This is a genomic window from Ruegeria sp. BK1, assembly GCF_056535645.1.
On the sequence record NZ_JBQFIS010000003.1, the window covers coordinates 250,959 to 272,520 of the forward strand.

20 protein-coding genes and 1 pseudogene are annotated in these 21,562 nt (G+C 58.4%); 8 read left to right on the forward strand and 13 right to left on the reverse strand.

What is annotated here, in order from left to right:
* Nucleotides 1-22: 22 nt before the first annotated feature.
* From ACR3E7_RS22065 to ACR3E7_RS22080, 4 genes are all read right to left on the reverse strand, one after another.
* Nucleotides 23-2,242: a hybrid sensor histidine kinase/response regulator gene (locus ACR3E7_RS22065; protein ID WP_480506033.1), complete on the reverse strand. Its 2,220-nt coding sequence runs from the start codon at nt 2,240-2,242 to the stop codon at nt 23-25.
* A complete protein-coding gene (locus ACR3E7_RS22070; protein WP_480506035.1) occupies nt 2,235-3,413 on the reverse strand; it encodes an FIST N-terminal domain-containing protein in 1,179 nt (392 codons plus the stop codon). Before ACR3E7_RS22070 ends, ACR3E7_RS22065 begins: the two co-directional genes overlap by 8 nt.
* Nucleotides 3,414-3,457: 44 nt before the next feature.
* Nucleotides 3,458-4,141, reverse strand: a complete 684-nt coding sequence (locus tag ACR3E7_RS22075) for a response regulator (RefSeq protein ID WP_170791694.1) — start codon at nt 4,139-4,141, stop codon at nt 3,458-3,460.
* A gap of 136 nt (nt 4,142-4,277) precedes the next feature.
* On the reverse strand, nt 4,278-6,044 hold the full coding sequence (locus ACR3E7_RS22080; protein ID WP_170775724.1) for a PQQ-dependent methanol/ethanol family dehydrogenase: 1,767 nt from the start codon (nt 6,042-6,044) through the stop codon (nt 4,278-4,280).
* Nucleotides 6,045-6,218: 174 nt separating this feature from the next.
* Between ACR3E7_RS22080 and ACR3E7_RS22085 the strand changes: the two genes are divergently transcribed.
* The gene (locus ACR3E7_RS22085) at nt 6,219-6,773 is read left to right on the forward strand and encodes a hypothetical protein (RefSeq protein WP_480506037.1); all 555 of its coding nucleotides are present in this window, start codon (nt 6,219-6,221) and stop codon (nt 6,771-6,773) included.
* A 2-nt stretch (nt 6,774-6,775) separates the two neighbouring features.
* Here ACR3E7_RS22085 and ACR3E7_RS22090 read toward each other — a convergent pair whose 3' ends face one another.
* The 7 genes from ACR3E7_RS22090 to ACR3E7_RS22120 all read right to left on the reverse strand — a co-directional run bounded on the left by ACR3E7_RS22090 (nt 6,776) and on the right by ACR3E7_RS22120 (nt 12,019).
* Complete coding sequence (locus ACR3E7_RS22090) at nt 6,776-7,171, reverse strand: c-type cytochrome (protein WP_170791696.1); 396 nt, start codon at nt 7,169-7,171, stop codon at nt 6,776-6,778.
* 123 nt (nt 7,172-7,294) lie between these two features.
* Nucleotides 7,295-7,834, reverse strand: coding sequence for a tetratricopeptide repeat protein (locus ACR3E7_RS22095; protein WP_480506039.1), 540 nt, complete (start codon nt 7,832-7,834; stop codon nt 7,295-7,297).
* A 75-nt stretch (nt 7,835-7,909) separates the two neighbouring features.
* Nucleotides 7,910-8,701 (reverse strand): ABC transporter permease, encoded by a 792-nt coding sequence (locus ACR3E7_RS22100; protein ID WP_170775731.1) that lies wholly within the window; start codon nt 8,699-8,701, stop codon nt 7,910-7,912.
* On the reverse strand, nt 8,698-9,417 hold the full coding sequence (locus ACR3E7_RS22105) for an ABC transporter ATP-binding protein (protein WP_170791698.1): 720 nt from the start codon (nt 9,415-9,417) through the stop codon (nt 8,698-8,700). Before ACR3E7_RS22105 ends, ACR3E7_RS22100 begins: the two co-directional genes overlap by 4 nt.
* Nucleotides 9,414-9,860, reverse strand: a complete 447-nt coding sequence (locus tag ACR3E7_RS22110; RefSeq protein WP_170775735.1) for a hypothetical protein — start codon at nt 9,858-9,860, stop codon at nt 9,414-9,416. Before ACR3E7_RS22110 ends, ACR3E7_RS22105 begins: the two co-directional genes overlap by 4 nt.
* Before the next feature lie 24 nt (nt 9,861-9,884).
* Complete coding sequence (locus tag ACR3E7_RS22115; RefSeq protein ID WP_170785523.1) at nt 9,885-10,847, reverse strand: YVTN family beta-propeller repeat protein; 963 nt, start codon at nt 10,845-10,847, stop codon at nt 9,885-9,887.
* A 5-nt stretch (nt 10,848-10,852) separates the two neighbouring features.
* On the reverse strand, nt 10,853-12,019 hold the full coding sequence (locus ACR3E7_RS22120; RefSeq protein ID WP_480506042.1) for an ABC transporter substrate-binding protein: 1,167 nt from the start codon (nt 12,017-12,019) through the stop codon (nt 10,853-10,855).
* Nucleotides 12,020-12,177: 158 nt separating this feature from the next.
* Here ACR3E7_RS22120 and pedF point away from each other — a divergent pair, with 158 nt between their 5' ends.
* The 6 genes and pseudogenes from pedF to ACR3E7_RS22150 all read left to right on the forward strand — a co-directional run bounded on the left by pedF (nt 12,178) and on the right by ACR3E7_RS22150 (nt 18,241).
* A complete protein-coding gene (gene pedF, locus ACR3E7_RS22125; RefSeq protein WP_170791700.1) occupies nt 12,178-12,858 on the forward strand; it encodes a cytochrome c-550 PedF in 681 nt (226 codons plus the stop codon).
* 18 nt (nt 12,859-12,876) lie between these two features.
* The gene (locus tag ACR3E7_RS22130) at nt 12,877-13,773 is read left to right on the forward strand and encodes a substrate-binding periplasmic protein (RefSeq protein WP_480506045.1); all 897 of its coding nucleotides are present in this window, start codon (nt 12,877-12,879) and stop codon (nt 13,771-13,773) included.
* 71 nt (nt 13,774-13,844) lie between these two features.
* Nucleotides 13,845-14,420 carry an SRPBCC family protein gene (locus ACR3E7_RS22135; RefSeq protein ID WP_480506047.1) on the forward strand — a complete coding sequence of 192 codons (576 nt, stop codon included), beginning with the start codon at nt 13,845-13,847 and terminating at the stop codon, nt 14,418-14,420.
* 24 nt (nt 14,421-14,444) lie between these two features.
* Nucleotides 14,445-14,930 (forward strand): (2Fe-2S)-binding protein, encoded by a 486-nt coding sequence (locus ACR3E7_RS22140; protein ID WP_480719563.1) that lies wholly within the window; start codon nt 14,445-14,447, stop codon nt 14,928-14,930.
* Between the two features lie 54 nt (nt 14,931-14,984).
* Nucleotides 14,985-17,344, forward strand: a pseudogene (locus tag ACR3E7_RS22145) (xanthine dehydrogenase family protein molybdopterin-binding subunit).
* A 105-nt stretch (nt 17,345-17,449) separates the two neighbouring features.
* Nucleotides 17,450-18,241, forward strand: a complete 792-nt coding sequence (locus ACR3E7_RS22150) for an FAD binding domain-containing protein (RefSeq protein WP_170791791.1) — start codon at nt 17,450-17,452, stop codon at nt 18,239-18,241.
* A gap of 48 nt (nt 18,242-18,289) precedes the next feature.
* On the opposite strand, the gene ACR3E7_RS22155 is transcribed toward ACR3E7_RS22150, so the two are convergent.
* Together ACR3E7_RS22155 and ACR3E7_RS22160 are read right to left on the reverse strand one after the other, a co-directional pair.
* Nucleotides 18,290-19,180 (reverse strand): FAD:protein FMN transferase, encoded by an 891-nt coding sequence (locus tag ACR3E7_RS22155; protein WP_480503824.1) that lies wholly within the window; start codon nt 19,178-19,180, stop codon nt 18,290-18,292.
* A complete protein-coding gene (locus ACR3E7_RS22160; RefSeq protein ID WP_480503823.1) occupies nt 19,177-21,240 on the reverse strand; it encodes a 4Fe-4S binding protein in 2,064 nt (687 codons plus the stop codon). Before ACR3E7_RS22160 ends, ACR3E7_RS22155 begins: the two co-directional genes overlap by 4 nt.
* Nucleotides 21,241-21,437: 197 nt before the next feature.
* Between ACR3E7_RS22160 and pqqA the strand changes: the two genes are divergently transcribed.
* The gene (pqqA, locus tag ACR3E7_RS22165) at nt 21,438-21,545 is read left to right on the forward strand and encodes a pyrroloquinoline quinone precursor peptide PqqA (protein WP_170537497.1); all 108 of its coding nucleotides are present in this window, start codon (nt 21,438-21,440) and stop codon (nt 21,543-21,545) included.
* The last annotated feature ends 17 nt before the right edge of the window (nt 21,546-21,562 follow it).

Sequence of the window (21,562 nt, forward strand, 5' to 3'; positions counted from 1 at the left end):
CATAAGATGTCTTACAGGTAATCTACTCTGGTTCTATTTTCTTCAACAAGGTCTCTAATACAGATTTCAACCGTTGGACGTCGATCGGTTTATGCAACAAGGGGACGCCTGCGCGTTTGCAATATCCGGTCAGTTCAGAAGATCTGTTGGCCGAAATGATACAGGCTGGCAGGTTACCGAATTCGTGCCGTAAAGCTACGACCGCATCCGTTCCCTTTTTACCGTGGTCCAGTTGATAGTCGGCAATGACGATGTCGGGCACAATTTCAATCTCGCGCAGCAGGCCAACTGCTTGTTCCTCGCTGCTGCACTCCAGAACTTGGATGCCCCAGGTTTCCATCGTCATGGTCAGTGCAGAGCGCAGGTTCTCGTCGTTTTCGATCAACAAAGCCACAGTGCTGGTTAGTGTCACCGAGTCATCGACCTGTTGCAGTACATGGCCATGCGGTTTTAGAGGTGCGGTATCCGCCAAAGGAACCTCAACCGAGAACATCGTTCCCAGCCCCAGCTCGGATCGTAACTGAATGGGGTGATTCAACAGTCCGCAGGCGCGCTCGACTATGGCGAGCCCCAGGCCCATCCCCTCGGCTGCGCTGGCATCGGAATGGAGCCGTTGGAACTCCTGAAAGACGATCTCTTGCTGGTCGGATGCGATTCCGACGCCTGTGTCCCAGACCTCGATCCGAACCGAGCCCTGCTGTTTACGCAATCCAACTAGAACCTTTCCTGCATCTGTGTAGCGGATCGCGTTGGACAGCAGGTTTTGCAGGATGCGCCGCAGGTAGCTTGCGTCACTGCGGATCAAAGCGTTGCTATGTACGAACCGCAATTCAAGCCCTTTGGCTTGGGCGACAGGACGAAATGAGTCTTCGAGCTGAGACAGCAGATTGCTAATTGAGAAGGTGGTCTGGTGCACCGTGGCACGACCGGAATCCAGTTTCGAGATATCCAGAAGCGCCTCGAGGATATGTTCGACACTGTTGAGCGCGCTTTCGGCCTTTCCGGCCACGTTGCGTGCGTCGTCTTCGTTTAACCCGCTGCCCAATGTGGCGACATAGAGTTTGGCAGCTGAAAGCGGTTGCAGCAGATCGTGGCTCGCTGCAGCAACAAAACGTGATTTTGAAGAATTAGCGCGCTCAGCCGCTTTCAAGGCGTGGGCCAATTCCCCGGTTCGCGCGGCGACGCGGTGCTCTAGCAGGGTCTTGGCTTCGTGCAGGGCTTGCGCCGACTGGTGCTCGGCCGTGACATCGGTAAAGGAAATCACGAACCCCCGATCCGGCATCTCTTGCGCGAACACGGAAAGGATCTTGAACCGCCCGCTGCGCATCTGAAACTTCAGCGGTGCCCGTTCCGCAGTTCGATTGACCCAATCCAGCAGATCGGCATCGCTGACGCCGCCTTCAAACCGGATGGTCGCGCTAAGGCGGTCGAATACGGTTTTGAACTGGACGCCCATCTGAAACTGCGCATTTGGGATGGCCAGCAGTTCACTGGCGCGATTGTTCCATCCGATCAGGCGCAATTTGCTGTCGAAGATGCAAACGCCTTGGTCGATATGCTCCAGCGTGGCGCGGATCAGGCGGGCCTTGTCGTCAAGGATACGGTCTCTCTCTTGCCGTTCGATGCGCATGATATCGGTGACGTCAGTTTGCAGGATGACCGTGCCGCCATCGGGGGTCCGATGTTCCGAAACCTGCGTCCACCGATTGCCGTTAAGCCGGACGTTAAATACTACATGATCGTCCGTATGACGCGACATACGCCGTTTGGCCCAATCTTGTGGCGTAAGCGTTTCGGGCAGGGACAGGAACCTGGATTGACTGACAAGCTCGACATATTCGGTAAAGCTGAGACCCGGCACCAATTGCGCCTGAATATCGGGCATGTGCATCCCGAAGCGGCTGTTGCATAGCACCAGCTCTTCTTCGAGGTTGAACAGTGCAAACCCTTCTTGAACCGTCTCAATTGCGTTGGCGAGGTCGGCGCGCGCGGCCTCGGTTTCCTGATTGGCCTGTGCAAGCTGCGCGTTCGACTCGTTGAGCAGTTGCAGCGCGCGTTCCAGATCCAGCGTGCGGGCGCGAACTTCTTGTTCCAGCACGGCGGCGCGCTGGAATTGCGCATAGGCCGCCCCGCTGGCATCAGTCGATTCCTCGACCCGGCGCATCAGGGCTTCGGCAATCTTCAGCAGTTTCTGGTTTTGGCGTTCCAGAGGGTCAAGTGGGTCGATCAGCGATTCAATCATGGCCGTCATCCTCGGGCGGATAGATCGCAACCCCGGTCAGGGTCTGGTTGACATGGATCGAGTTGAATTGTTCGCCATAGGTTGAAAAGCCGACCACGTTGTTGTCTGACAGGATTTCCGACAACGCGCCGGTCATCTGTTTCTGCTGTGCTTCCAGCCTGCGCAAGATGCAGTCGCAGCCCAAAATCGCATCGGGCTGGGCGGATTGGGTCAGGGCGCCAATTTCCTGTCCAAGATGGCTGATCATGTCCATCGGTTCTGCAAGGGTCAGAACCAGTCCTTCGTCGATGGCCGAGAAAAAGACCAGATCGCCATTTTCGTCCACACGTTGGATGGCGCGCACGTGATGTTGGCCGCCGATTTGAACAACGACCGGATGGGCTGCAAAGGTAAAGGTATCAAGCTGTTCAGGGTCCTTCCCCAGCACTCTGGCATACTCGCGGGCGGCAGGTTCGGCGTTGATTTCTCGTACAATCCTCTTGGAAGGGTCGGCATCAGTCACAACCATGCGTTGGGATGTGGGTACAAGATGGTCGGTCTTGAACACTTTGATCGGACAGCGCGTGCGTACCTGGGTCAGAATCGCGGCATTTTCATGCGCCCTGCCCTGATGCAGAACGTACGTATGACCGAACCGAGTTCCATCCCCTGCGGATCCGCCAAACAGGGGGACAGGCCCCAAACCAAGGGCCAGTTCCGAAGTCAGCGCGTCCTCTTTGGTTGATAGCCCGTCGATCAGAAGGAAAGTGAACTCGTGCGGCCACTCTGGCCGGGCCTCGCCCATTTCTGTACGGTTTCGGATCATCTCGTGAATGATATCGGGGGCCGAAAAATCATTCAGATCGGGCACTAGAATAGTGCGCGTCTCGAAATGCGTTGCGGGCAGGCCGATGGCAACGATCTGATCTTCGGTATAGCCGTCCCCTGCCAATTCGCCCGCGGTTGTGCAGCCTACGACCGGTGTCGGTGCAAATCTGTCCGCTGCCCGCGCAATGATCTGCGTCGCATTCGCGTTGCCGCTGACAAACAGGACAACAAGCGACAGGGTGTCCGGCCCTAACGCAGCCGTAAGCTGCGCAACAGCGTCTTGCGTGTCACGGTGTACAAATGCGGTTTTGACGATGCCTGGCGCACGGGTTCGGGCCGGTGCCCACCCGACTGCTTGGTCCATCGGGCCTCCTCCCTAAAGCGCGACGAGAGTCGAACGTAATACGGTTAGCCTTGTTCTTGCAAGACGCTGGCGAACGAGGCTTTCTTGGCGATCAGAACGGCCTGTGTCCGGCTTTGAACCCCCAGTTTCCGCATGATTGCAGTCACATGGGCTTTTACGGTCGTCTCTGCGATGGACAGGTCATACGCAATCTGCTTGTTCAATTTGCCCTCGCAGATCAATTGCAGGATACGGGATTGCTGATTGGTCAAGGTGGCCAGCCGCCCAACTGCATCGCTTTGTTCGTCATCTTGTTCTTCGTCGATCAGCACGCATCCTTCGGGCAGGAATACACCACCGGAATGGACCGTTTCAAAGGCCGTGCGGAACACATCGCGCTGGCTGTGCTTTGGGACGTAGCCTGAGGCTCCCCCGTGGATAACTTGGCTGATGACCCGATTGTCCGTCATAGAGGACACAACGATCACAGGTGCTTTGGCTGCCGCTTTCAAGCGCACCAGACCGTCCAACCCATCCACGTCAGGCAGGTTCAGGTCAAGCATAACCGCGTCCGGTTTCAGACCTTCGGCAATCATGGTCAGAGCGTCTTCCAGCCGGTCGGCGGTGTGGATCTCGCCAATATGTGCAACGCTTTGCAGCGTCATCGAAAGCGCATCACAAAACAGTGGGTGATCATCGACGATCAGGACGTTTTCGAAATCATTTTGCCCTTGAGGGTTTGCAAGCATGGGTCTTGGCCTTTGCAATGGGTTGCCCAATTTAACCAAGCGTAGCAAGGGAATGGAATGCCGCAAACTGGCGAAAAGTCGTATAAGAAAACGCGCGCCCGTTTGGGGCGCGCGCTTGGATCGAAAGACCCTTGTATCAGTTTGCCGAGGCCAGCTCTTTCGGCAGACGGAAGGTCCACAAAGTGCCACCCTGGTTCAGGTAGTTGACCTTTTTGGCCACTTCACCACCCCAAAGCGGAACCGCGCCGCCCCAACCCGAGATGACCGAGACATATTGCTCGCCATCCTGTTCCCAAGTTACAGGCTGACCGACGATGCCCGAACCGGTCTGGAACGACCATAGCTTTTCGCCGGTTTCATCATCCAAAGCAATGAACTCGCCCTCGGGTGTGCCGAAGAACACCAGACCACCAGCAGTGGTCATCACGCCCGACCAAAGCGGCGCGTCGTTCTTGTATTCCCACTTCCATTCGCCGGTATCCGGGTCAATGGCCTTGAGCGAGCCGATATGGTCTTCGTAGTTCGGCTTGATGGTAAAGCCCGCGCCCAGATAGGCGGCACCTTTCTTGTAGGTGATCGGCTCGTTCCAGATATCCATGCCCCATTCGTTGGAAGGCACATAGAAATTGCCGGTTTTCTGCGAAAACGCCATCGGCATCCAGTTCTTGCCACCCAGGAACGAGGGCGAAGCAAAGATCACTTCACCTTTCTTACCATCGGCTGCCGCTGCAGGATCACCGGGGCGGTTATCTTCGACAAAGATCGGACGACCGGTTTCATCCACCCCGGAGGACCATGTGATATCCTTGACGAAGGGCGTGGCAGATACGAACCCGCCATCTTCACGGTTCAGCACATAGAAGTACCCGTTGCGGTCGGCGGTTGCATAGCGCTGATTGCCCTCGCGGTCGGTATAGGCGACGACTTCGTTTACGCCGTCATAATCCCAGCCTTCGCGCGGCGTGGTCTGGAAGTGCCACTTGATGTCGCCAGTTTTGGGGTCGATCCCGATGCGGCTGGCGGCATAGAGGTTGTCGCCCTTGTTGCCTTCGGTCGGGGTCCCTGCATTGCGCAACCAGCTGTTCCAGGGGGCCGGGTTGCCCGCGCCGAAGACCAACGTGTCGGTGTCGGCATCGTACGAGCCGCCCAGCCACGTCGCGCCGCCGCCGGTTTTCCACATGTCGCCAGGCCAGGTTGCGTTCAGCTCACCTGTCATGGTGCTTTCTTCGCCGTTCAGCGTGCCCATATGGCCTTCGATCACCGGCCGTTCCCAGACTAGGTCGCCGGTATTGACGTCCCGCGCCTGAACCGCGCCAACGATGCCGAACTCACCACCCGAATTGCCGGTGATCACCAGCCCGTCGACGATCAGTGGAGCCGCTGTATAGGAATAGCCCGCTTTGTAGTCGGCGATCTTGTCGCGCCAGACAACATCGCCCGTGTCCTTGTTCAGCGCCACGATCCGTGCGTCCAGCGTGCCAAAGATGACCATGTCGCCATAGATGGCCGCACCACGGTTGACCACGTCACAGCAGGGCAGAATGCCTTCGGGCAGACGCGCGTCGTATTGCCAGACTTCTTTACCGGTCTTCAGATCAATCGCATAGAGGCGCGAGTAGGATCCGGTGATATACATCATACCGTCATAGATCAGCGGCTGGGTTTCCTGACCGCGCTGCTTTTCGCCGCCAAGGCTGAAAGCCCAGGCTGGCAGCAGGTTATCGACGTTGTCCTTGTTCAGCATGTCCAGCGGGCTGTAGCGCTGCAAGTGCCGCCCCATGCCATTGGTCACGATCTGCGTGGTGATCGTTTGGTCGTTCGCCAGATCGTCTTCGGTAACTTCTGCATAGGCCGCGCCCGTTGCAATCACACTTGCAACTGCCGCCATGATAAACCGGCTCATCGGTGTCCTCCCTAGACTTATGTCTTTCCTCCGTGCCGAATCTCCGACACGTCGGGATTGTTGGCGAGAGTATTATTCGCGGGAGAGTCCTTCGGTGAAATTGCACAATGGTCGTAGGGCTTGAGCGGACGATTTCAACTAGTGTGACCCAACTTTTTCTGAAGGGAGGATACAATGCGACGGCTTTTTTCAAGCATTTTGCTGCTTGGCCTTGCTTCGGCCCTACCTTCGGTGGCCAAACCGTTAACCGGGCAGAAAGAGATTTTTCTCGTTGATGATGCTGGGCATAGAATACTGATAGGGTACGTAAAATTCTCGCAAAATGGCGACACAACGATCTACGATCTCGAATTCAATGACGAGGTGTTTTCCGAACATTTCTTGTCAATGCGCCCGTTTAAGTGCTTGGAAGGCCCGGACAAACACTGGTGCCATGTCCCCTACCCCTACGAGTTGCAGCGGTATGTTTCCGCAGAGGATCTGACCGATCTAGAATATGATCTTTTGTTCATCCATAAGGGCGCGACCGAATACGGTATCAACATGTGGAACGGCATTTACTACCGCTTGAACGCGGACGGCGACCATCTTGTTGGGCAATTGCACGAAATGGACATGGACGTGTTGTCGGCACCGCCCGAGGCCGGGAACCTCAGACCGATAAAGCATGATGACATCCACGAATCCGACCCTGACAGCCACTGGTTGCCAGGTATCGTGATTGAATAGGGTTATTGCGCGGAAAGGCTGCTCAGGTAAGCCAGAATAAAATCCTGAATCGTTCGGTCTCCGATACCCACATGGCGCATCTTGGTGCCGGGCATGAAACCGTCATTGTCCTCCATCCATGCGCGCAGTGCTGGGGGCGTCCAGACGATACCGGAACCTGCAAGCGCGTCTGAATAGTCATAGCCGTCAACGGTTCCTGCCTTGCGCCCTACGATCCCGTCCAACTGAGGCCCATAGCTTGGATCCGTGGCATCCGGCGCGTGACAACGTCGACATTCCGAGAAAAACAGATCTTCACCGGCGTCAACCTTGATGCGGTCGAAGGTGGATTGAGCCAGCGCGGGTGGGGCCGAGATGGCGTAAGCGACGAGGCCAAGTGACAAGGCGAGGTGTTTCATAGGGTCCTCCAAACGTTTTTCGAATGATACGAATTCCGCTGGGGGCAAGGGCTTGACGTACATCAAGAAACTGAAGGCGCACCCTCATCCTTTGGTCGTAGAAATGTGGGGATATTGCGCTTTTCAGAACAGGGGCGCGTATTTCCATTCATCCGCGTCGGGTGTGACCTCGTTCGGATCATAGCCCGATTCTTGCAGCCGTTTGGCGATTTTAAGCCCTTCCCGCGCGGCTTCATCGACATAGGCGCGTCCCAGTTCCTGATTCTGCGCCACACCGTGCCCGCGCAGCAGGTTGAGGCCATAGTTGAACTTTCCAACCGGATCGCCCAGATCGGCGGCGCGTTTGTCCCATTCGGCGGCTGCGTCCGGGTCATAGGGACCCGCTAGACCGTTATTGTCCAACTGACCCATCCATGTCATGGCTCCGGTATAGCCCGCCTCGGCGCAGGTTCTGAACAAAGTACGCGCCAGATCATGCCGCCCTGACTTGGTCATGTAGTAGCCCGACGCGCAGGTGGTCATGTCGGTGATACCGTTGTCGATATTGCTCATGACCTTGCCCCATCCTGTGTCCTGCGGGTTGAGCGTGCCGAACTCATCCTCGACCGTTTGGGCCGAGGCGGCGGACGCTATGAACAGGGACAGTGCAGCGATACGGATCATGGTCGAGCCCTCTGGTTTTGGGGTAGTCTACCTCAACACTCGCGCGATTTCACGTCTGCCATGGTCGTAGAGGCTCTACCCGCGGGGTTTCTTCACTCCCCGCGCCGGATCATATCCCCAAAGCGCAAGTCCCAGGAAAATAAACCCGGCCAGAATCGTCCATCCGAGGGCTGCGGCGTTGAATTGCCCGTAGAGCGCAAAACGGATCAACTCGACCGCGTGGGTGAAAGGGTTGAACGCGCAGATATCGCGCAACAGGGCCGAGCTTTCGGCCATCTTCCACAGCGGGTAAAGCGCCGAGGACAGGAAGAACATCGGGAAGATGACAAAGTTCATTACCCCCGCGAAATTTTCAAGCTGCTTGATGGCCGAGGACAGCGCCAACCCCAACGCGCCGAGCATCAGCCCCGCCACGATCAGTGCCGGGAACACCAGCAGATAACCAATGATTGGCATATCGATGCCGTAAACCGCGGCGACCGCAAGAAAGGTATAGACCTGCAGGATCGAGATCGTCGTGCTGGCCAGCAAGCGGCAAAACAAAAGCCACCAGCGGGGCAAAGGGCTGGTCAGCAGCAAGCGCATGGAGCCCATCTCGCGGTCATAGACAAGACTGAGAGAGCTTTGCATCCCGTTGAACAGCATGATCATACCGCACAGGCCGGGCACGATGTAAATCTCATATGTGATATAGGTCTGATAGGGTGGCGTGATAGACAGGCCCAATGCCGCGCGAAATCCGGCGGCAAAGACAATCAGCCAGACCAGAGGGCGCACCAGCGCGGCGACAAATCGGCTGCGCTGACGAACAAAGCGTAGTGCCTCGCGTATCAGAATGGCGCGCAGGGCAATCAGCGCGCCGGTCATGCCGTGGCCCCTGTCATGGACAGAAAGACGTGTTGCAAAGGTTGTCCGCTGGTCAGGTCGCTGCACAGTTCCTGTTTCAGCAGCTTGCCACGGTGAAGGATGGCGACGTGGTCATCCGGCTCGATCTCGTCGGTCAAATGCGTCGCCCAGAGCACGGTCAGCCCGTCCTGCTGCGACAGCGCATGGACATGCTGCGTGATGGCTTTTCGGGCGGCCGCATCCAGTCCAACCGTTGGCTCGTCCAGCAGAAGAACCGATGGGGAATGGATTAGGCTGCGTGCGATCTCCAGCCTTCGACGGTGCCCGCCATTCAGGTCGCGGGTGCGTTCGGCCGCGCGTTCGGCCATGTCCAGCCGGTCAAGCGCGACTGAGATCCGCGTTTCGGCATCGCGCCCCGCCAACCCGTGCAAAGCGGCGAAATAACTGAGGTTGCGGTGCACCGTCAGATCCAGGTCCAACGTAGGTTGTTGAAACACCACGCCAATCTGAGCCAGCGCCTGACGGGGCTGTTTTGAGATGTCGAACCCTGCAACCTCGATCACGCCCTGCGCCGTGGTAAACAACCGTGTCAGAAGAGAAAACAGGGTCGACTTCCCTGCTCCGTTCGGTCCCAGCAACGCACAAAACGCGCCCTGGGGGACATGAAAGCTCACATCATCAAGCGCGCGTTTCTCGCCATAGGCGTAGCTGACATTTCGGACTGAAAGCCCTGTCACTGAATGGTAATCTCCAGCCGCTGTGTTTCGCCGGTGCTGCCCGGCACTTTCAGATAGTAGCTGCCCGGCTTGATCGCGACAAAGCCTATTTCCATCTCACCAGCTTCATCGAATTCGACCGAGTCCAGCCCCAGAGGGCGGATTTCCAGTCCTTCGACGACGATTTCATCAACCCAGATCGCGCGGAAGAATTCAGGACCCACCAAAGCCAGTTCCTGACTGCCATCGCCCTGAATCTCGAACTCGTAGTACATGCCGGATTTCAGCACCCACGGGGCCTCGGCCAGAGGCACACCGGCGGACAGAGTGATCGGCGGCAGGTCTTCTTTGTTCTTCGCCGACAAAATTCCGGCCAGACCAAATCCGTCATCGTCATCATCGGCCAAAGCCGCAGCTGGCAAAGCCATAGCCATCATCGCGGCCACGCATATCAATTGCTTCATCTCTTAAGTCTCCTCGAAATTCTTTCAGTTGGTCGGACGGAAGGCCGCGCCCCAGGGGAAGCGTCCGACCTTGATTGTCTTGATGGGTTCACGTTTCGCCACGTCGATCACGGTCACATCGCCGGATACGCCGTTTGTGGTGAACAGCAGCGATTTGTCGGCGTTGAAATCCATGTGCCAGACGCGACGCCCCACAAGGATGTAGTCTTCAACCTCATAGGTTTCGGCATTCACGGCCGCCACATGGTTCGACGGTCCCAGCGCGACAAAGGCGGTTTCATCCCCGTTGGACAGTTCAAACCCCACGGGTTGCACCCGGTCGGGGTGGACACCTTCGACCTCGAACTCGATCTTGGCCTTTTCGGTCTGTGTTTCCACGTCGAACACCGTGATGGTACCGCCGATTTCCGAGCTGACCCACAGCTCGGTCCCATCCTTCAGGAATTCCGCGTGGCGCGGTCGGGAATCGACCAGAGTGTTGGCGAACAGCTCTTGCGTTTCGGTGTCGATCCAATGGGCCATGTTGGTGGTCTCGGACGTGGTGATGGCGATCTTGCCATCGGGGGACACAGCCATCCCTTCGGGCTCAATCCCAACGTCGATCTGAGCAATTACGGTGCGCGATTCCGTATCGACTACGGTGGTGATCGCGTCGTCTTCGTTAGCGATATAAAGATGGCGATCATTGGGGTGCAGCACAAATTGCTCGGGGTCCTCGCCCGAGGGCAGATCGTGTAGGATCTCGCCCGTTTCCGGGTCCATCACCTGCACCGCGTCGCTGTCCGAGGCGCAGATATACAGCACCGAGAAATCCTTGGAAAAGGTGATCCCGCGTGGGCGTTCGCCGGTTTCTATCGTACGGATCACCTCGAGCGTCTCGATGTCGATCACGCTCAGCGTGTCGTCCTTTTCATTGCTGATCCACATTTCGTCCGCGGCCGCCGGTGCGCAGAGGGCGGTCGCCGCCAGAAGTGCTGTCAATCTCATCCCAGTTACTCCCTGAATGCCTGACACTGGCTTTCGCCCTCGTCTAGTCCCAACGTGTCGAGTTCCGTGCGCTGGTGCAAGAACCCCTCCAGCGGCGCCATCGCAACGACGGCGCGGTCGGTGACCAATGGGATCGGTTGCCGCAACTGCCCGTTCCAGGACCGGAAATTCATCGCCCTGCCCTTGAACCCGGCCAGCTCGAAATCGTCCGACAGGATGTAGTCGAGCAAAACGGTCGGGTCACTGGATTGCGTGCGTGTCACTGCCTCGCCCAAAGTCCGGTAGGCGGCCCATGCGGCATAATCCTTTGGCATCATGCTGCGGCCGGTCTGTTCGGTGAACCGGTTTTGCATCTGGACCGCGCCCCATTGTTCCACCACACGCGACCACGTTACAGGTTGCAGTCCGTCGGACCCTGCCACGGGGCGGGCCTTCCATGTGTTGAATTCGATATACCGGCTGAAATCGTCTAATTCATCGGCGACCAGCAGGATGTCATAGTCACCGAATTCCTGTGTAAACAGCGGCACCTCTTGGGCGGCGTTGCGGCGCAGGTCGGCGTCGAATTCCCATGTCTTTTCGGCGCTCAGCTCCAGACGGAATTTTTCCAGCGAACGTTTGAGAGACTGTGCAAAGGCCTGATCACCGGGATGGACGCCGGTGATCATCACCAACTCGTCCCAGCGGCGTTTGACCAGAAATTGAACCAGCGCATCGGTGCGCATCATGTTCGACGGCAAAGTATGCAGCAGATTGGCGCGGCAATTCTGGTCTCGCACATTCAGATCAGACGCGGATGCGTTTAGCAGAATAGCGTTCGCCGCCTCAGGCAGGTCAGCAACGTCCAGTTGCGCTTGTGCAGGCGCATCGAGGATTAGAAAAGGGCTATCCGCCAAAGCCTGACGGGCTGCGGTCAGCCAATCGCCACTTTCGGGAACGGATGTGACGGACAGATTGTATTTGTGCCCCAGGAATTTCGCGGTTGTCAGATTATCGGTCAAGGCCAGCTCGGCCCCTGCCACGCCCAGATCGTCCGGAATCGGATCAAGGTTGGATAAAACCGGAGGCCGCGGTACCTGCATCTGCAAATATGTGACCGAAACCTCAACCTCGGCAAAAGCTGCGACCGGCAGCAGAACCGAAGCGATCAAGGCGCGCAAATAGGTTTTCATGTCGACGCCTCCTCCCTAGCAATTTGATAAAATCTGCTCATCCCTTTCGGGACCATTAGACCTTAGTCGCAGCTACCCCCCAATGTGCAACCAAGGTCTAATTCCATGCTGAATTCTGCTAAGCTATGACCGGGGAAAGCGTCGTAGAGGAGGATAAGATGCGTCCAGGTTTTTATAGCGTAATGCTAGGCGCCGTCATGGCTGGCGGCATGGCGCTGGCCCATGGCGATGTCGCCCCGCAGCCCGTCAATACTGACGCTCTGCCCGATGTGGGCGATGAGTGGCTGATCGAGAACCCTTACCGCGACAAGGGAGAAGAGGTCTGGCAGGCGGCGATTGAAATTGGTGATTCCGGCTATAACCAGAACTGCGCGCGATGCCATGGTTTGGGTGTTGTCTCGGGCGGGTTGGCCCCTGATCTGAGGTATCTTGAGGCCGAAGAATATGGCGATGAATGGTATGCCGAGCGGTTCCGCGAAGGTTACACTCAGAACGGGATCACCAAGATGCCCGCCTTTGGCGAGCTTTTGGGCCAGAAGGCCGCGTGGGCCATCCGCACATATATAGAAACCCGTCCCGATGACGGGGCTTTGGACGATCATTCCGACCGGCTGAAGGAGATCCGTGATCTGCTGGCCGCGATGGCCAACGGCGGCGACGGAGACGCAGCCGCGCTACAATCTGAACTCAGCGAGATTGCGGGAACGATTGAGACCGGCTCGGGCGCGCCCGTGGCCGATAGCGTCGCCCTACGCGCCGCTGTATTAATTTCGGGGGACAGCCCGAACTTTGCCGAGGCAGCGGAACAGCTGACCATCGGCTTGTCTGCCGCGCAATAGATCGGCAGAGTGGGGCACATGATCGGACGCTTTTTTGTTTTCTCCCTGTTGGCTGCGGCCCTGACCACCGGGCAAGCAATGGCCAGGTGTGAAGATCATGTGCCCCAACCCAAACCGCAAAACGCCAGCCGTGACATCGTGGGAGCCGACCTCGATACCATTATCGAGCGTGGTTATATTGAGTTCGCAGCCTATGAGGATTTCGCCCCGTGGTCGTTCGAGGAAGACGGCAGGATTCAGGGCGTCGATATAGAAATCGGCAAGTTGATTGCCGAAGATCTGGGTGTCGAAGCTCGGTTCAATCTGGTCGCCGCAGGAGAAAATCTTGAAGCCGACCTGCGCAACTGGGTCTGGAAAGGCCCTTTGATCAACGGACGTGTCGCCAATGTGATGCTACACGTCCCCTATGACAGTGAATTCGCCTGTCGGGTCGAACAAGTGGTTTTCACCGGTCAGTATCACGATGAAGAAATCGCGATTGCCTATCGCAAGGATGAATACCCCGAAGACCCGCCCGTTCCGGCCTATTTCCGCTTTGATACGGTCGCGGTGGAAAATGACTCGATTGCTGATTTCTACCTGTCGGCCTTTCCGGGCGGCCAGCTTGCGCAGAATGTGCACCGCTTTCCCACAGCGGGTCTTGCGATGGAGGCCTTGGCGGCAGGTGACACCATGGCGGCCATGGGCCCACGCGCTCAGCTCGAAGCCGGTTTGACGCCCGAATTGGATCTGCACACGCCGCCCTTGCCCGGTTTTGCCGTCAGCAGTTGGACCAGTGGCGTTGCGGTTCATTTCGCCTATCGCGGCCTCAGCTATGCAGTGGACGATGCGATTTATGCAGCACTTCAGGATGGCCGGATCGAGCAGATATTCGCCGCGCACGGCCTGACGCATGCACCGCCGAAACTGCGGTGACTACACCCAAGGTCTTATAGGCACCGGGCAGATCACCGCGTAGCTTAACCGAAAATACTGGAGGGAGTGACATGGAACTACATGACAGCCGCGTGATTGCGGCCCCACGTTCCAAAGTCTGGGAGGCACTGCTATCGGCCGACATTCTGAAAGAATGTGTCCCCGGCTGCAAAGAAATGTCGGGAACAGCAGAAAATGGGTTTGCCGCGACAGTGGTGCAGAAGGTCGGACCCGTAAAGGCGACCTTCAAAGGTGAAGTGACCCTTTCGGACATGGTGGATCAGGAAAGCGTCAAGCTATCAGGGGAAGGCAAAGGCGGGGCCGCCGGATTTGCCAAGGGTGCAGCAGATGTCACCTTGTCGGATGCGCCGGAGGGGACGTTGCTGGCCTATAATGTCGATGCGCGCGTGGGCGGCAAGCTGGCTCAGCTAGGGGGGCGGGTCATTGATGGCGTGGCCAAGAAAATGGCCGACCAGTTCTTTGAGAATTTCCAGAATGTGGTCGAGGAACACCCTCGGCCCGCGCCTGCCGAGGCTGCGCCCGAACCGGCCGCGGCCCCTGCTGAGCCAGAAACGTCGGTTGAGCCAGCACAGGCAGCGCCGCCGGAAGAGAAAAAAGGTTGGTTCAAGCGCCTGTTCGGTGGTTGACCCGAAAATTTAAGGGAGGAAAATCTGATGAAGATTTCGATGACTGTGAACGGCGTAGCTGTGAGCGGTGAAGTTGAGGGACGGACGTTATTGTCTGGCTTTTTGCGTGATCATTTGGGGATGACGGGGACGCATGTTGGGTGTGACACGGCGCAATGTGGTGCGTGTGTTGTGCATGTTGATGGTCAGGCTGTGAAGTCTTGCAACATGCTTGCGCTTGAGGCGGACGGGTCTGATGTTGGCACGATTGAAGGTCAGGCGACTGCGGATGGGTCTTTGAACGTGATCCAGCAGGCGTTTCAGGATCATCACGGTCTTCAGTGCGGGTTCTGCACGCCGGGGATGGTGATGAGTGCGGCGGCCTTGCTGAAGGACAATCCGCGTCCGACCGAGGCCGAGATCCGGCATTATCTGGAAGGCAACCTGTGCCGGTGCACGGGCTATCATAACATCGTCAAGGCGATCATGGCCGCATCGGGTCAGGACGTGAGCAACATCGCTGCCGAATAGGGCGGCGGGCAAGAATTTTCGTCGAAAATTCTTTTCCAGGGAGGAGATCAAGCAATGCCCAAAGACAGTGGCATCGGAGCCAGTTCCAAGCGGCGCGAGGACGTGCGCTTTCTGACCGGAGCGGGCAATTATACCGACGACATCAACGTGGCCGGACAGGCCTATGTGTATTTCCTGCGCTCGGATATCGCGCATGGCCGGATCACCAGCATCGACACCTCGGCCGCTGAGGCCATGCCTGGTGTGGTCAAAGTGTTTACCGGCAAGGATTTCGAAGGGGTGGGTGGCATCCCCTGCGGCTGGGAGGTGACCGACAAGCACGGTGCGCCCATGCAGGAACCGGCGCACCCCATTCTGGCGCAAGGTAAAGTGCGTCATGTGGGCGATCCCATCGCGGCCGTGGTGGCTGACAGCCTGGAACAGGCGCGCGACGCGGCCGAGGCGATCGATCTCGATATCGAAGAACTGCCCGCCGTGATCGACATGAAAGCCGCCGCCCAGGAGGGCGCGACGCTGGTCCATGACGATCTGAAGAACAACATCTGCTATGACTGGCAGCTGGGTGAGGCGGATGACGCTAAGGTCAATGAGGTCTTTGCCAATGCGGCCCATGTGACCACGCTGGATCTGGTGAACAACCGTCTGGTTGCCAACCCAATGGAGCCGCGCGTGGCGGTGGCGGAATACAGCCGCGGGACCGAGGAGTATACGCTCTATACCACCTCGCAGAACCCGCATGTGATCCGTCTGCTGATGTGCGCCTTTGTGCTGGGCCTGCCGGAGCATAAGGTGCGCGTTGTGGCCCCGGATGTGGGCGGTGGTTTTGGCACCAAGATCTTCCATTATGCGGAAGAGGCATTTGTGACCTTTGCGGCCAAGGCCTGCAACCGGCCTGTGAAGTGGTCGGCCAGCCGGTCCGAGGCGTTCATGTCCGATGCTCATGGCCGCGACCATGTCAGCACGATCGAACTGGCGCTGGATGCGGACAATAACTTTGTCGGTCTGCGCACCAACACCTTTGCGAACCTTGGCGCCTATCTGTCGACCTTCTCAAGTTCCGTGCCCACATGGCTGCACGGCACGCTGATGGCAGGCAATTACAAGACGCCGGTCATTCAGGTGAACGTGAAGGCGATGTTCACCAACACGGTGCCGGTGGATGCGTATCGCGGCGCGGGCCGGCCCGAGGCGACCTATCAGCTGGAGCGCGTCGTCGACAAAGCCGCGCGCGAGTTGGGGGTCGATCCCATTGCGCTGCGCCGGCAGAACTTCATCACCCAGTTCCCTATGACACGCCGGTGGCGCTGACCTATGACACTGGCGATTACAACGGGACCATGGACAAGCTGGAGGCCGCCGCCGATCTGGCCGGCTTTGCCGCGCGGCGCGCGGAAAGCGAGGCCAAGGGCAAGCTGCGGGGCCTTGGGATCAACTGCTATATCGAGGCCTGCGGCATAGCGCCGTCGAACATCGTGGGCATGCTGGGCGCGCGCGCGGGTCTCTATGACGCGGCGACCGTGCGGGTGAACGCCACCGGCTCGATCAGTGTCATGGTCGGTGCACACAGCCATGGACAAGGGCATGAGACCGCCTTCCCGCAGGTTGTGGCCGACATGATCGGCATCGACGAGTCGATGGTCGAGATCGTGCATGGCGACACCTCGAAGATCCCGTTTGGGATGGGCACCTATGGCTCGCGTTCGCTGGCGGTCTGTGGCTCGGCCATGGTCAAGGCCACCGAGAAGGTGATCGACAAGGCCAAGAAGATCGCCGCTCACCTGCTGGAGGCGTCGGAGGCTGATATTGAGCTGAAGGATGGTCAGTTCAGCGTGGCGGGCACCGATAAATCGGTGGCCTGGGGCGATGTGACCCTGACGGCCTATGTGCCGCATAACTACCCGCTGGAGGTCGAGCCGGGGCTGGAGGAGACCGCGTTTTACGACCCGGCCAACTTTACCTTCCCCTCGGGCGCCTATGCCTGCGAGGTCGAACTGGACCCCGAGACCGGCAAGGTCAGCATCGAGGCCTTCACCGCCGCCGATGACTTTGGCAATATCGTCAACCCGATGATCGTGGATGGTCAGGTGCATGGCGGTATCGGTCAGGGTATCGGTCAGGCTCTGCTGGAGAACTGCGCCTATGACGAGAATGGCCAGCTGCTGAGCGCGTCCTTCATGGATTACGCCATGCCGCGCGCCGATGATGTGCCCTTCTACGGCGTGGATCATTCCAGCCAGACGCCATGCACGCATAACCCGCTGGGTGTGAAGGGCTGTGGTGAGGCTGGGGCCATTGGCTCGCCGCCGGCTGTGGTCAATGCGGTTCTGGATGCGATGAACTCGGGCGGCAAAGCGGTGGATCACATCGACATGCCGGTCAGCCCGTCGCGCGTCTGGGCGGCGATGAACAGCTGAGTTGAGAGGGTGGACCGGGGGGCCAGCCCCCGGACCCCCCGAGGTATTTTTGAACAGAAGAAGGGCGGGGCGTGCCGTGTCCTGATTTTGGAAAGGAAAAGCGGAATGTATAATTTCGAGTTTGAGAAGCCCTCGAGCATCGCCGATGCGGTGGCTGCGTTGGGGGCTGAGGATGCGCAGGCGTTGGGGGGTGGTCAGACGCTGATCCCGACGTTGAAGCAGCGGTTGGCGGCGCCCTCGGCGCTGGTGTCGCTGAGCGGGATTGCCGAGATGCAAGGGGTTTGCATCGAGGATGATGGCTCGGTCGCTATCGGTGGGGCGACGACCCACGCCACGGTGGCGCGCGAGGCGGCGGCAAGCTATCCGGCGCTGGCAGCATTGGCGGGGCAAATCGGGGATCCGGCAGTGCGCAATCGCGGCACCATTGGTGGCTCGGTGGCCAATAACGATCCGGCGGCCTGTTATCCGGCGGGTGTGTTGGGCTCGGGCGCAACTATTGTGACCAATGCGCGGCAGATCGCGGCGGATGATTTCTTTCAGGGCATGTTCACCACGGCGCTGGACGAGGGTGAGATCATCACATCCATCCGCTTCCCGGTGCCGCAGGCGGCGAGCTATCAGAAGTTCCTGCAGCCGGCCTCGCGCTTTGCGTTGGTGGGTGTCTATCTGGCGCGGTTTGCGGATAGTGTCCGCGTGGCCGTGACCGGTGCCAGCGAGGACGGCGTGTTCCGCTGGTCTGAGGCCGAGGAAGCCCTGACAAAAGAGTTCCGCGCCGACGCGCTGATGGGTCTCAAGGTGAACCCGATGAACATGATCGGCGATCTGCATGGCAGCAAAGACTACCGCGCGCATCTGGTCAGCGTCATGACCAAACGCGCCGTACAAGCCTGCGCGTAACCGCCTAGACAAACGAACCCAAAAGCCCCGCAACAAAAGCGGGGTTTTTTATGTTTTAATAGATTGAATGGTACCGTCGTCTTGCACACAGATTGCGGTCGGATTGTCCGGCGATCGGGTTAAAGTGCGCGAGATTTCCGCAGCGTTCGCATGGCAAAAAGCCGTGGAAAGCGCGTCTGCCCAAGTGGCCGTGTTGGCGATGACGCTGACGGTTGACCACAAGGCTGGATCTTGCCCGTTGGGGTTCAGGATGTGGGATTGAGTTCCTTCCAGGTACATCGCGCCAGGGCTGGAGGTTGCGACGGAACGGTTTTTGAGCGCGACCGTTTCTACCAGGCCATGTAGGGGATCAGCAATGCCCATAGTCCAGGGGCGGCCCCCTGCGTAGAATTCACCTATGTTGACCAAAACGCTGGACCATCCGGCCTGTTTCAGCGCATGTGCCACAAGATCGGTCGCATATCCTTGCGCGATGCCATTCAGCGTCAATGCCTGACCATTGTCCAGCCTGATCCGTTCGGCTGTGATGCTAACGCGTTCCCAACCGATCAGGGAGCGCGCATCATTCACATCCCCGCCCTGCCGCAAAGCGGCCCAGAGCGGTTGTACCGTTGGGTCAAACAGGCCTTTGGTCACTCGATGTGCTTGCCCGCAGATGCGCAACAGGTCCAGCATTTCGCGCGGAGGGTTCCTCAGAAAACCGGTCTTGTTGAGTTCAGATAGGACCGAGTTTGGATCATAGAGGCTGAACATCTCCTCGCATCGTTTGAGCAGCCTCTCAACGCGGGAAATGGCGATTTGGGCATCTTCGGGGGTGGCATCCAGGGTCAGGCTGACCTCGGCCCCCATGGCGTATCCCTGCCAGTGGATGGACCTCGCCGCGGCAGGCGTGGCCAGTGCGGCGGCGGATATAGTAAGGAAACGGCGGCGGGCGATCATTCGGCGGCGACCTTTCTGGCCTGACGTCGGGCCGCGACGATCAGTGGTACGCAGCGCTGTTTGTCATCGTGGATGGCGACGCAGTCGAGGCATTGGAAGCACTCGTCATATTGAATCTGGCCTGTTTTCTTGATCGCGCCGTATTTGCACTTCACACGGCAAAGCTGACAGGGAGAGCCGCATTCGGCGCGTCGATCGATCCAGTCGCGTCCGCGCAGAAGCCCACCGATCGCCAGAAATGCGCCCAGGGGGCAGACATAGCGACAGAAGCCTTTGAACAGGACCATGCCCAGCAGCAGCCAGAAGACGGCATAGGCCACATAGTACCATTCACGGATGAAGAACGTGGTGATTGCGGTTTTGAAGGGCTCGACCTCGGCGGCTTTGTCGACCTGATCAGGTGCAACGAAGACGGTGACGATCAGGCCGCCCAGCACAATGTACTTCAACCACTTCAACCTTTGGTCCCAGGCGCGGGAGGGTTCGATTTGCGGGACGCGCAGGGCTTTTCCGATATGATGTGCCAACTCTTGCAATGCTCCAAAGGGGCAGAGCCAGCCACAGAACAGTCCCCTGCCCCACGCGACGAGGCCTGCAATCGACACGGCCCAGATCAGCAGCGAAAACGGGTCGTATAGAAGGAAAGCATAGCTGCCCCCGTCGAGGGCTGTTCTAAGCGTGCCCAGTACGGTGACAATGGAAAGCTGTCCCTGTCCCCACCATCCGACAAAGCCAACCACCACCGCCAGAATGGTCAGGCGCAGTGGTGTGAACATAGGTTGCGCGGCCAGTGCATTCATGCGCAGGCTCAAGATGCCAACAAGCACGGTCAGCAGGACACCAAGCACAATCATATCGTTTTGACGATTGCGCAGTGCTTCGAGCCAAGGTGGCGCGGGCTTGATTTGCACGGGGCGCTGAAAGAACCGCGCAGGGGTGACATGGGGGACGTCCATGGTGACCGAGCCGATCTCGGGTTGAAACATCCCGTGTTCGCGCACAGCCAGTACCTTAAGCACCCATTCCCGCGATGGATCGAAGCCCAGTCGCCGGTCGGTGCGCAGGATCATAGCGGTGCCGTCCGGCATTCCGTCGGCAAGCTCGACCAGCAGGTCTGCATCGCGCAGCGCGACAGGCAGTCCATCCTGTTCGGCCGAGATCCAATCGGGCGCGGTGTTGCGCACAAACTCGTCGCTGACCAAGCCGTGACGGGCGGTTTCGATCAGCAGGATCGGCTCATCATTGTCCGAGATTTCCATGAAGCGTTGAAGCTCATCAAAACTGTCTTCAGACAGGGCCGCGCGGGCGATGGATTTCGGTCCGAGGTCCACAATCCAGAGGTCCAGGAACGGCTCGGCCGGGTAGTCCTGCGCTTCGGGGTCGTCATCCTCCCACAATGTTCCAGCAAACAGCGCGTCGACCTCGGCATTACTGAGGGTCTTGTGGGTGGCGATGCCTTGATCAACCAGAGCGTCCCATGTCAGCGCCTCGTCATAGTCGGGGTCGGGATAGGCCGGGGGCGCGGTGGCCAGTCCCTGCATCTTTTCGCGGGCAACCGCCAAGGCGGCCCCCATGACAGATTCGTGGGCAATTCGGACGCTGGCCGTGGCCTTGGTGACGCCGTCGAGGTAAACAAGCTGTGAGCCGCTGGCGGCATCCCCATAGGGCGTGCCGACGACGATCGAGTCTGAAATAGACAGCCCTCCATACTGTTCGAAATAGTTGTGGAACGGTGCCTGGCCCAGACCTGACACAAAGATCGGCTCATTATGTTCGATCAGTTGGACGTCCAGAAAACGACCTTCGAGATCGAGCACGACCAGCATGTTGATAGGCGCGCCCGAGAAACCGGGCAGCGGGGCTAACGGCTCTGTTTCAAAGACATAACCCGCCTCGATCCCGCCAGAGTTGAGCAAGGAATAGACGCCGTCGTCATTCAGGGCCTCGCCCAGCGAAAAGGGCGCGCGAACGAACGACGCCAGTTTCTCACGTGGCAACGGCTCGGCCATGGCCGTCAGACCGCTTAGGATCAGCAAAAGCAGGGCAACGATCACGCGCATATACGCAACATTATATTTACGCCCCAAGCCGCGACATTCGACAAAAGTCCTAAGCCTTATCTACGACCCCAAGACGGTTGACGTGGTGGGGCGCGGCTCGGACACTGTGACCGGAGCTTACGACCAAAGCAGCATTTTCCGAATATGATGTGGGTTGTAGGTTTTTTGAAATTGCCAGTCACTCATGGGAGGTAGCGATGACTTGGAGCACACCGAAACTGAAAGAAGTGAACTGCGGTATGGAGATCAACATGTATTCTCCGTCCGAGGATGAAGGCCGCGAGCACGAGCGCGACCTGTTCTGATTACGTGAACTCTAGCG

Bases quoted from the DNA above. Each gene is read 5' to 3' on its own strand.
- ACR3E7_RS22065 (WP_480506033.1), bottom strand. From the start codon at position 2,242: ATGATTGAATCGCTGATCGACCCACTTGACCCTCTGGAACGCCAAAAC.
- ACR3E7_RS22160 (WP_480503823.1), bottom strand. From the start codon at position 21,240: ATGCGCGTGATCGTTGCCCTGCTTTTGCTGATCCTAAGCGGTCTGACG.
- ACR3E7_RS22100 (WP_170775731.1), bottom strand. From the start codon at position 8,701: ATGACCGGCGCGCTGATTGCCCTGCGCGCCATTCTGATACGCGAGGCA.
- ACR3E7_RS22130 (WP_480506045.1), top strand. From the start codon at position 12,877: ATGATCGGACGCTTTTTTGTTTTCTCCCTGTTGGCTGCGGCCCTGACC.
- ACR3E7_RS22090 (WP_170791696.1), bottom strand. From the start codon at position 7,171: ATGAAACACCTCGCCTTGTCACTTGGCCTCGTCGCTTACGCCATCTCG.
- ACR3E7_RS22150 (WP_170791791.1), top strand. From the start codon at position 17,450: ATGTATAATTTCGAGTTTGAGAAGCCCTCGAGCATCGCCGATGCGGTG.
- pedF (WP_170791700.1), top strand. From the start codon at position 12,178: ATGCGTCCAGGTTTTTATAGCGTAATGCTAGGCGCCGTCATGGCTGGC.
- ACR3E7_RS22120 (WP_480506042.1), bottom strand. From the start codon at position 12,019: ATGAAAACCTATTTGCGCGCCTTGATCGCTTCGGTTCTGCTGCCGGTC.
- ACR3E7_RS22115 (WP_170785523.1), bottom strand. From the start codon at position 10,847: ATGAGATTGACAGCACTTCTGGCGGCGACCGCCCTCTGCGCACCGGCG.
- ACR3E7_RS22070 (WP_480506035.1), bottom strand. From the start codon at position 3,413: ATGGACCAAGCAGTCGGGTGGGCACCGGCCCGAACCCGTGCGCCAGGC.
- ACR3E7_RS22080 (WP_170775724.1), bottom strand. From the start codon at position 6,044: ATGAGCCGGTTTATCATGGCGGCAGTTGCAAGTGTGATTGCAACGGGC.
- pqqA (WP_170537497.1), top strand. From the start codon at position 21,438: ATGACTTGGAGCACACCGAAACTGAAAGAAGTGAACTGCGGTATGGAG.
- ACR3E7_RS22135 (WP_480506047.1), top strand. From the start codon at position 13,845: ATGGAACTACATGACAGCCGCGTGATTGCGGCCCCACGTTCCAAAGTC.
- ACR3E7_RS22155 (WP_480503824.1), bottom strand. From the start codon at position 19,180: ATGATCGCCCGCCGCCGTTTCCTTACTATATCCGCCGCCGCACTGGCC.
- ACR3E7_RS22110 (WP_170775735.1), bottom strand. From the start codon at position 9,860: ATGAAGCAATTGATATGCGTGGCCGCGATGATGGCTATGGCTTTGCCA.
- ACR3E7_RS22095 (WP_480506039.1), bottom strand. From the start codon at position 7,834: ATGATCCGTATCGCTGCACTGTCCCTGTTCATAGCGTCCGCCGCCTCG.
- ACR3E7_RS22085 (WP_480506037.1), top strand. From the start codon at position 6,219: ATGCGACGGCTTTTTTCAAGCATTTTGCTGCTTGGCCTTGCTTCGGCC.
- ACR3E7_RS22075 (WP_170791694.1), bottom strand. From the start codon at position 4,141: ATGCTTGCAAACCCTCAAGGGCAAAATGATTTCGAAAACGTCCTGATC.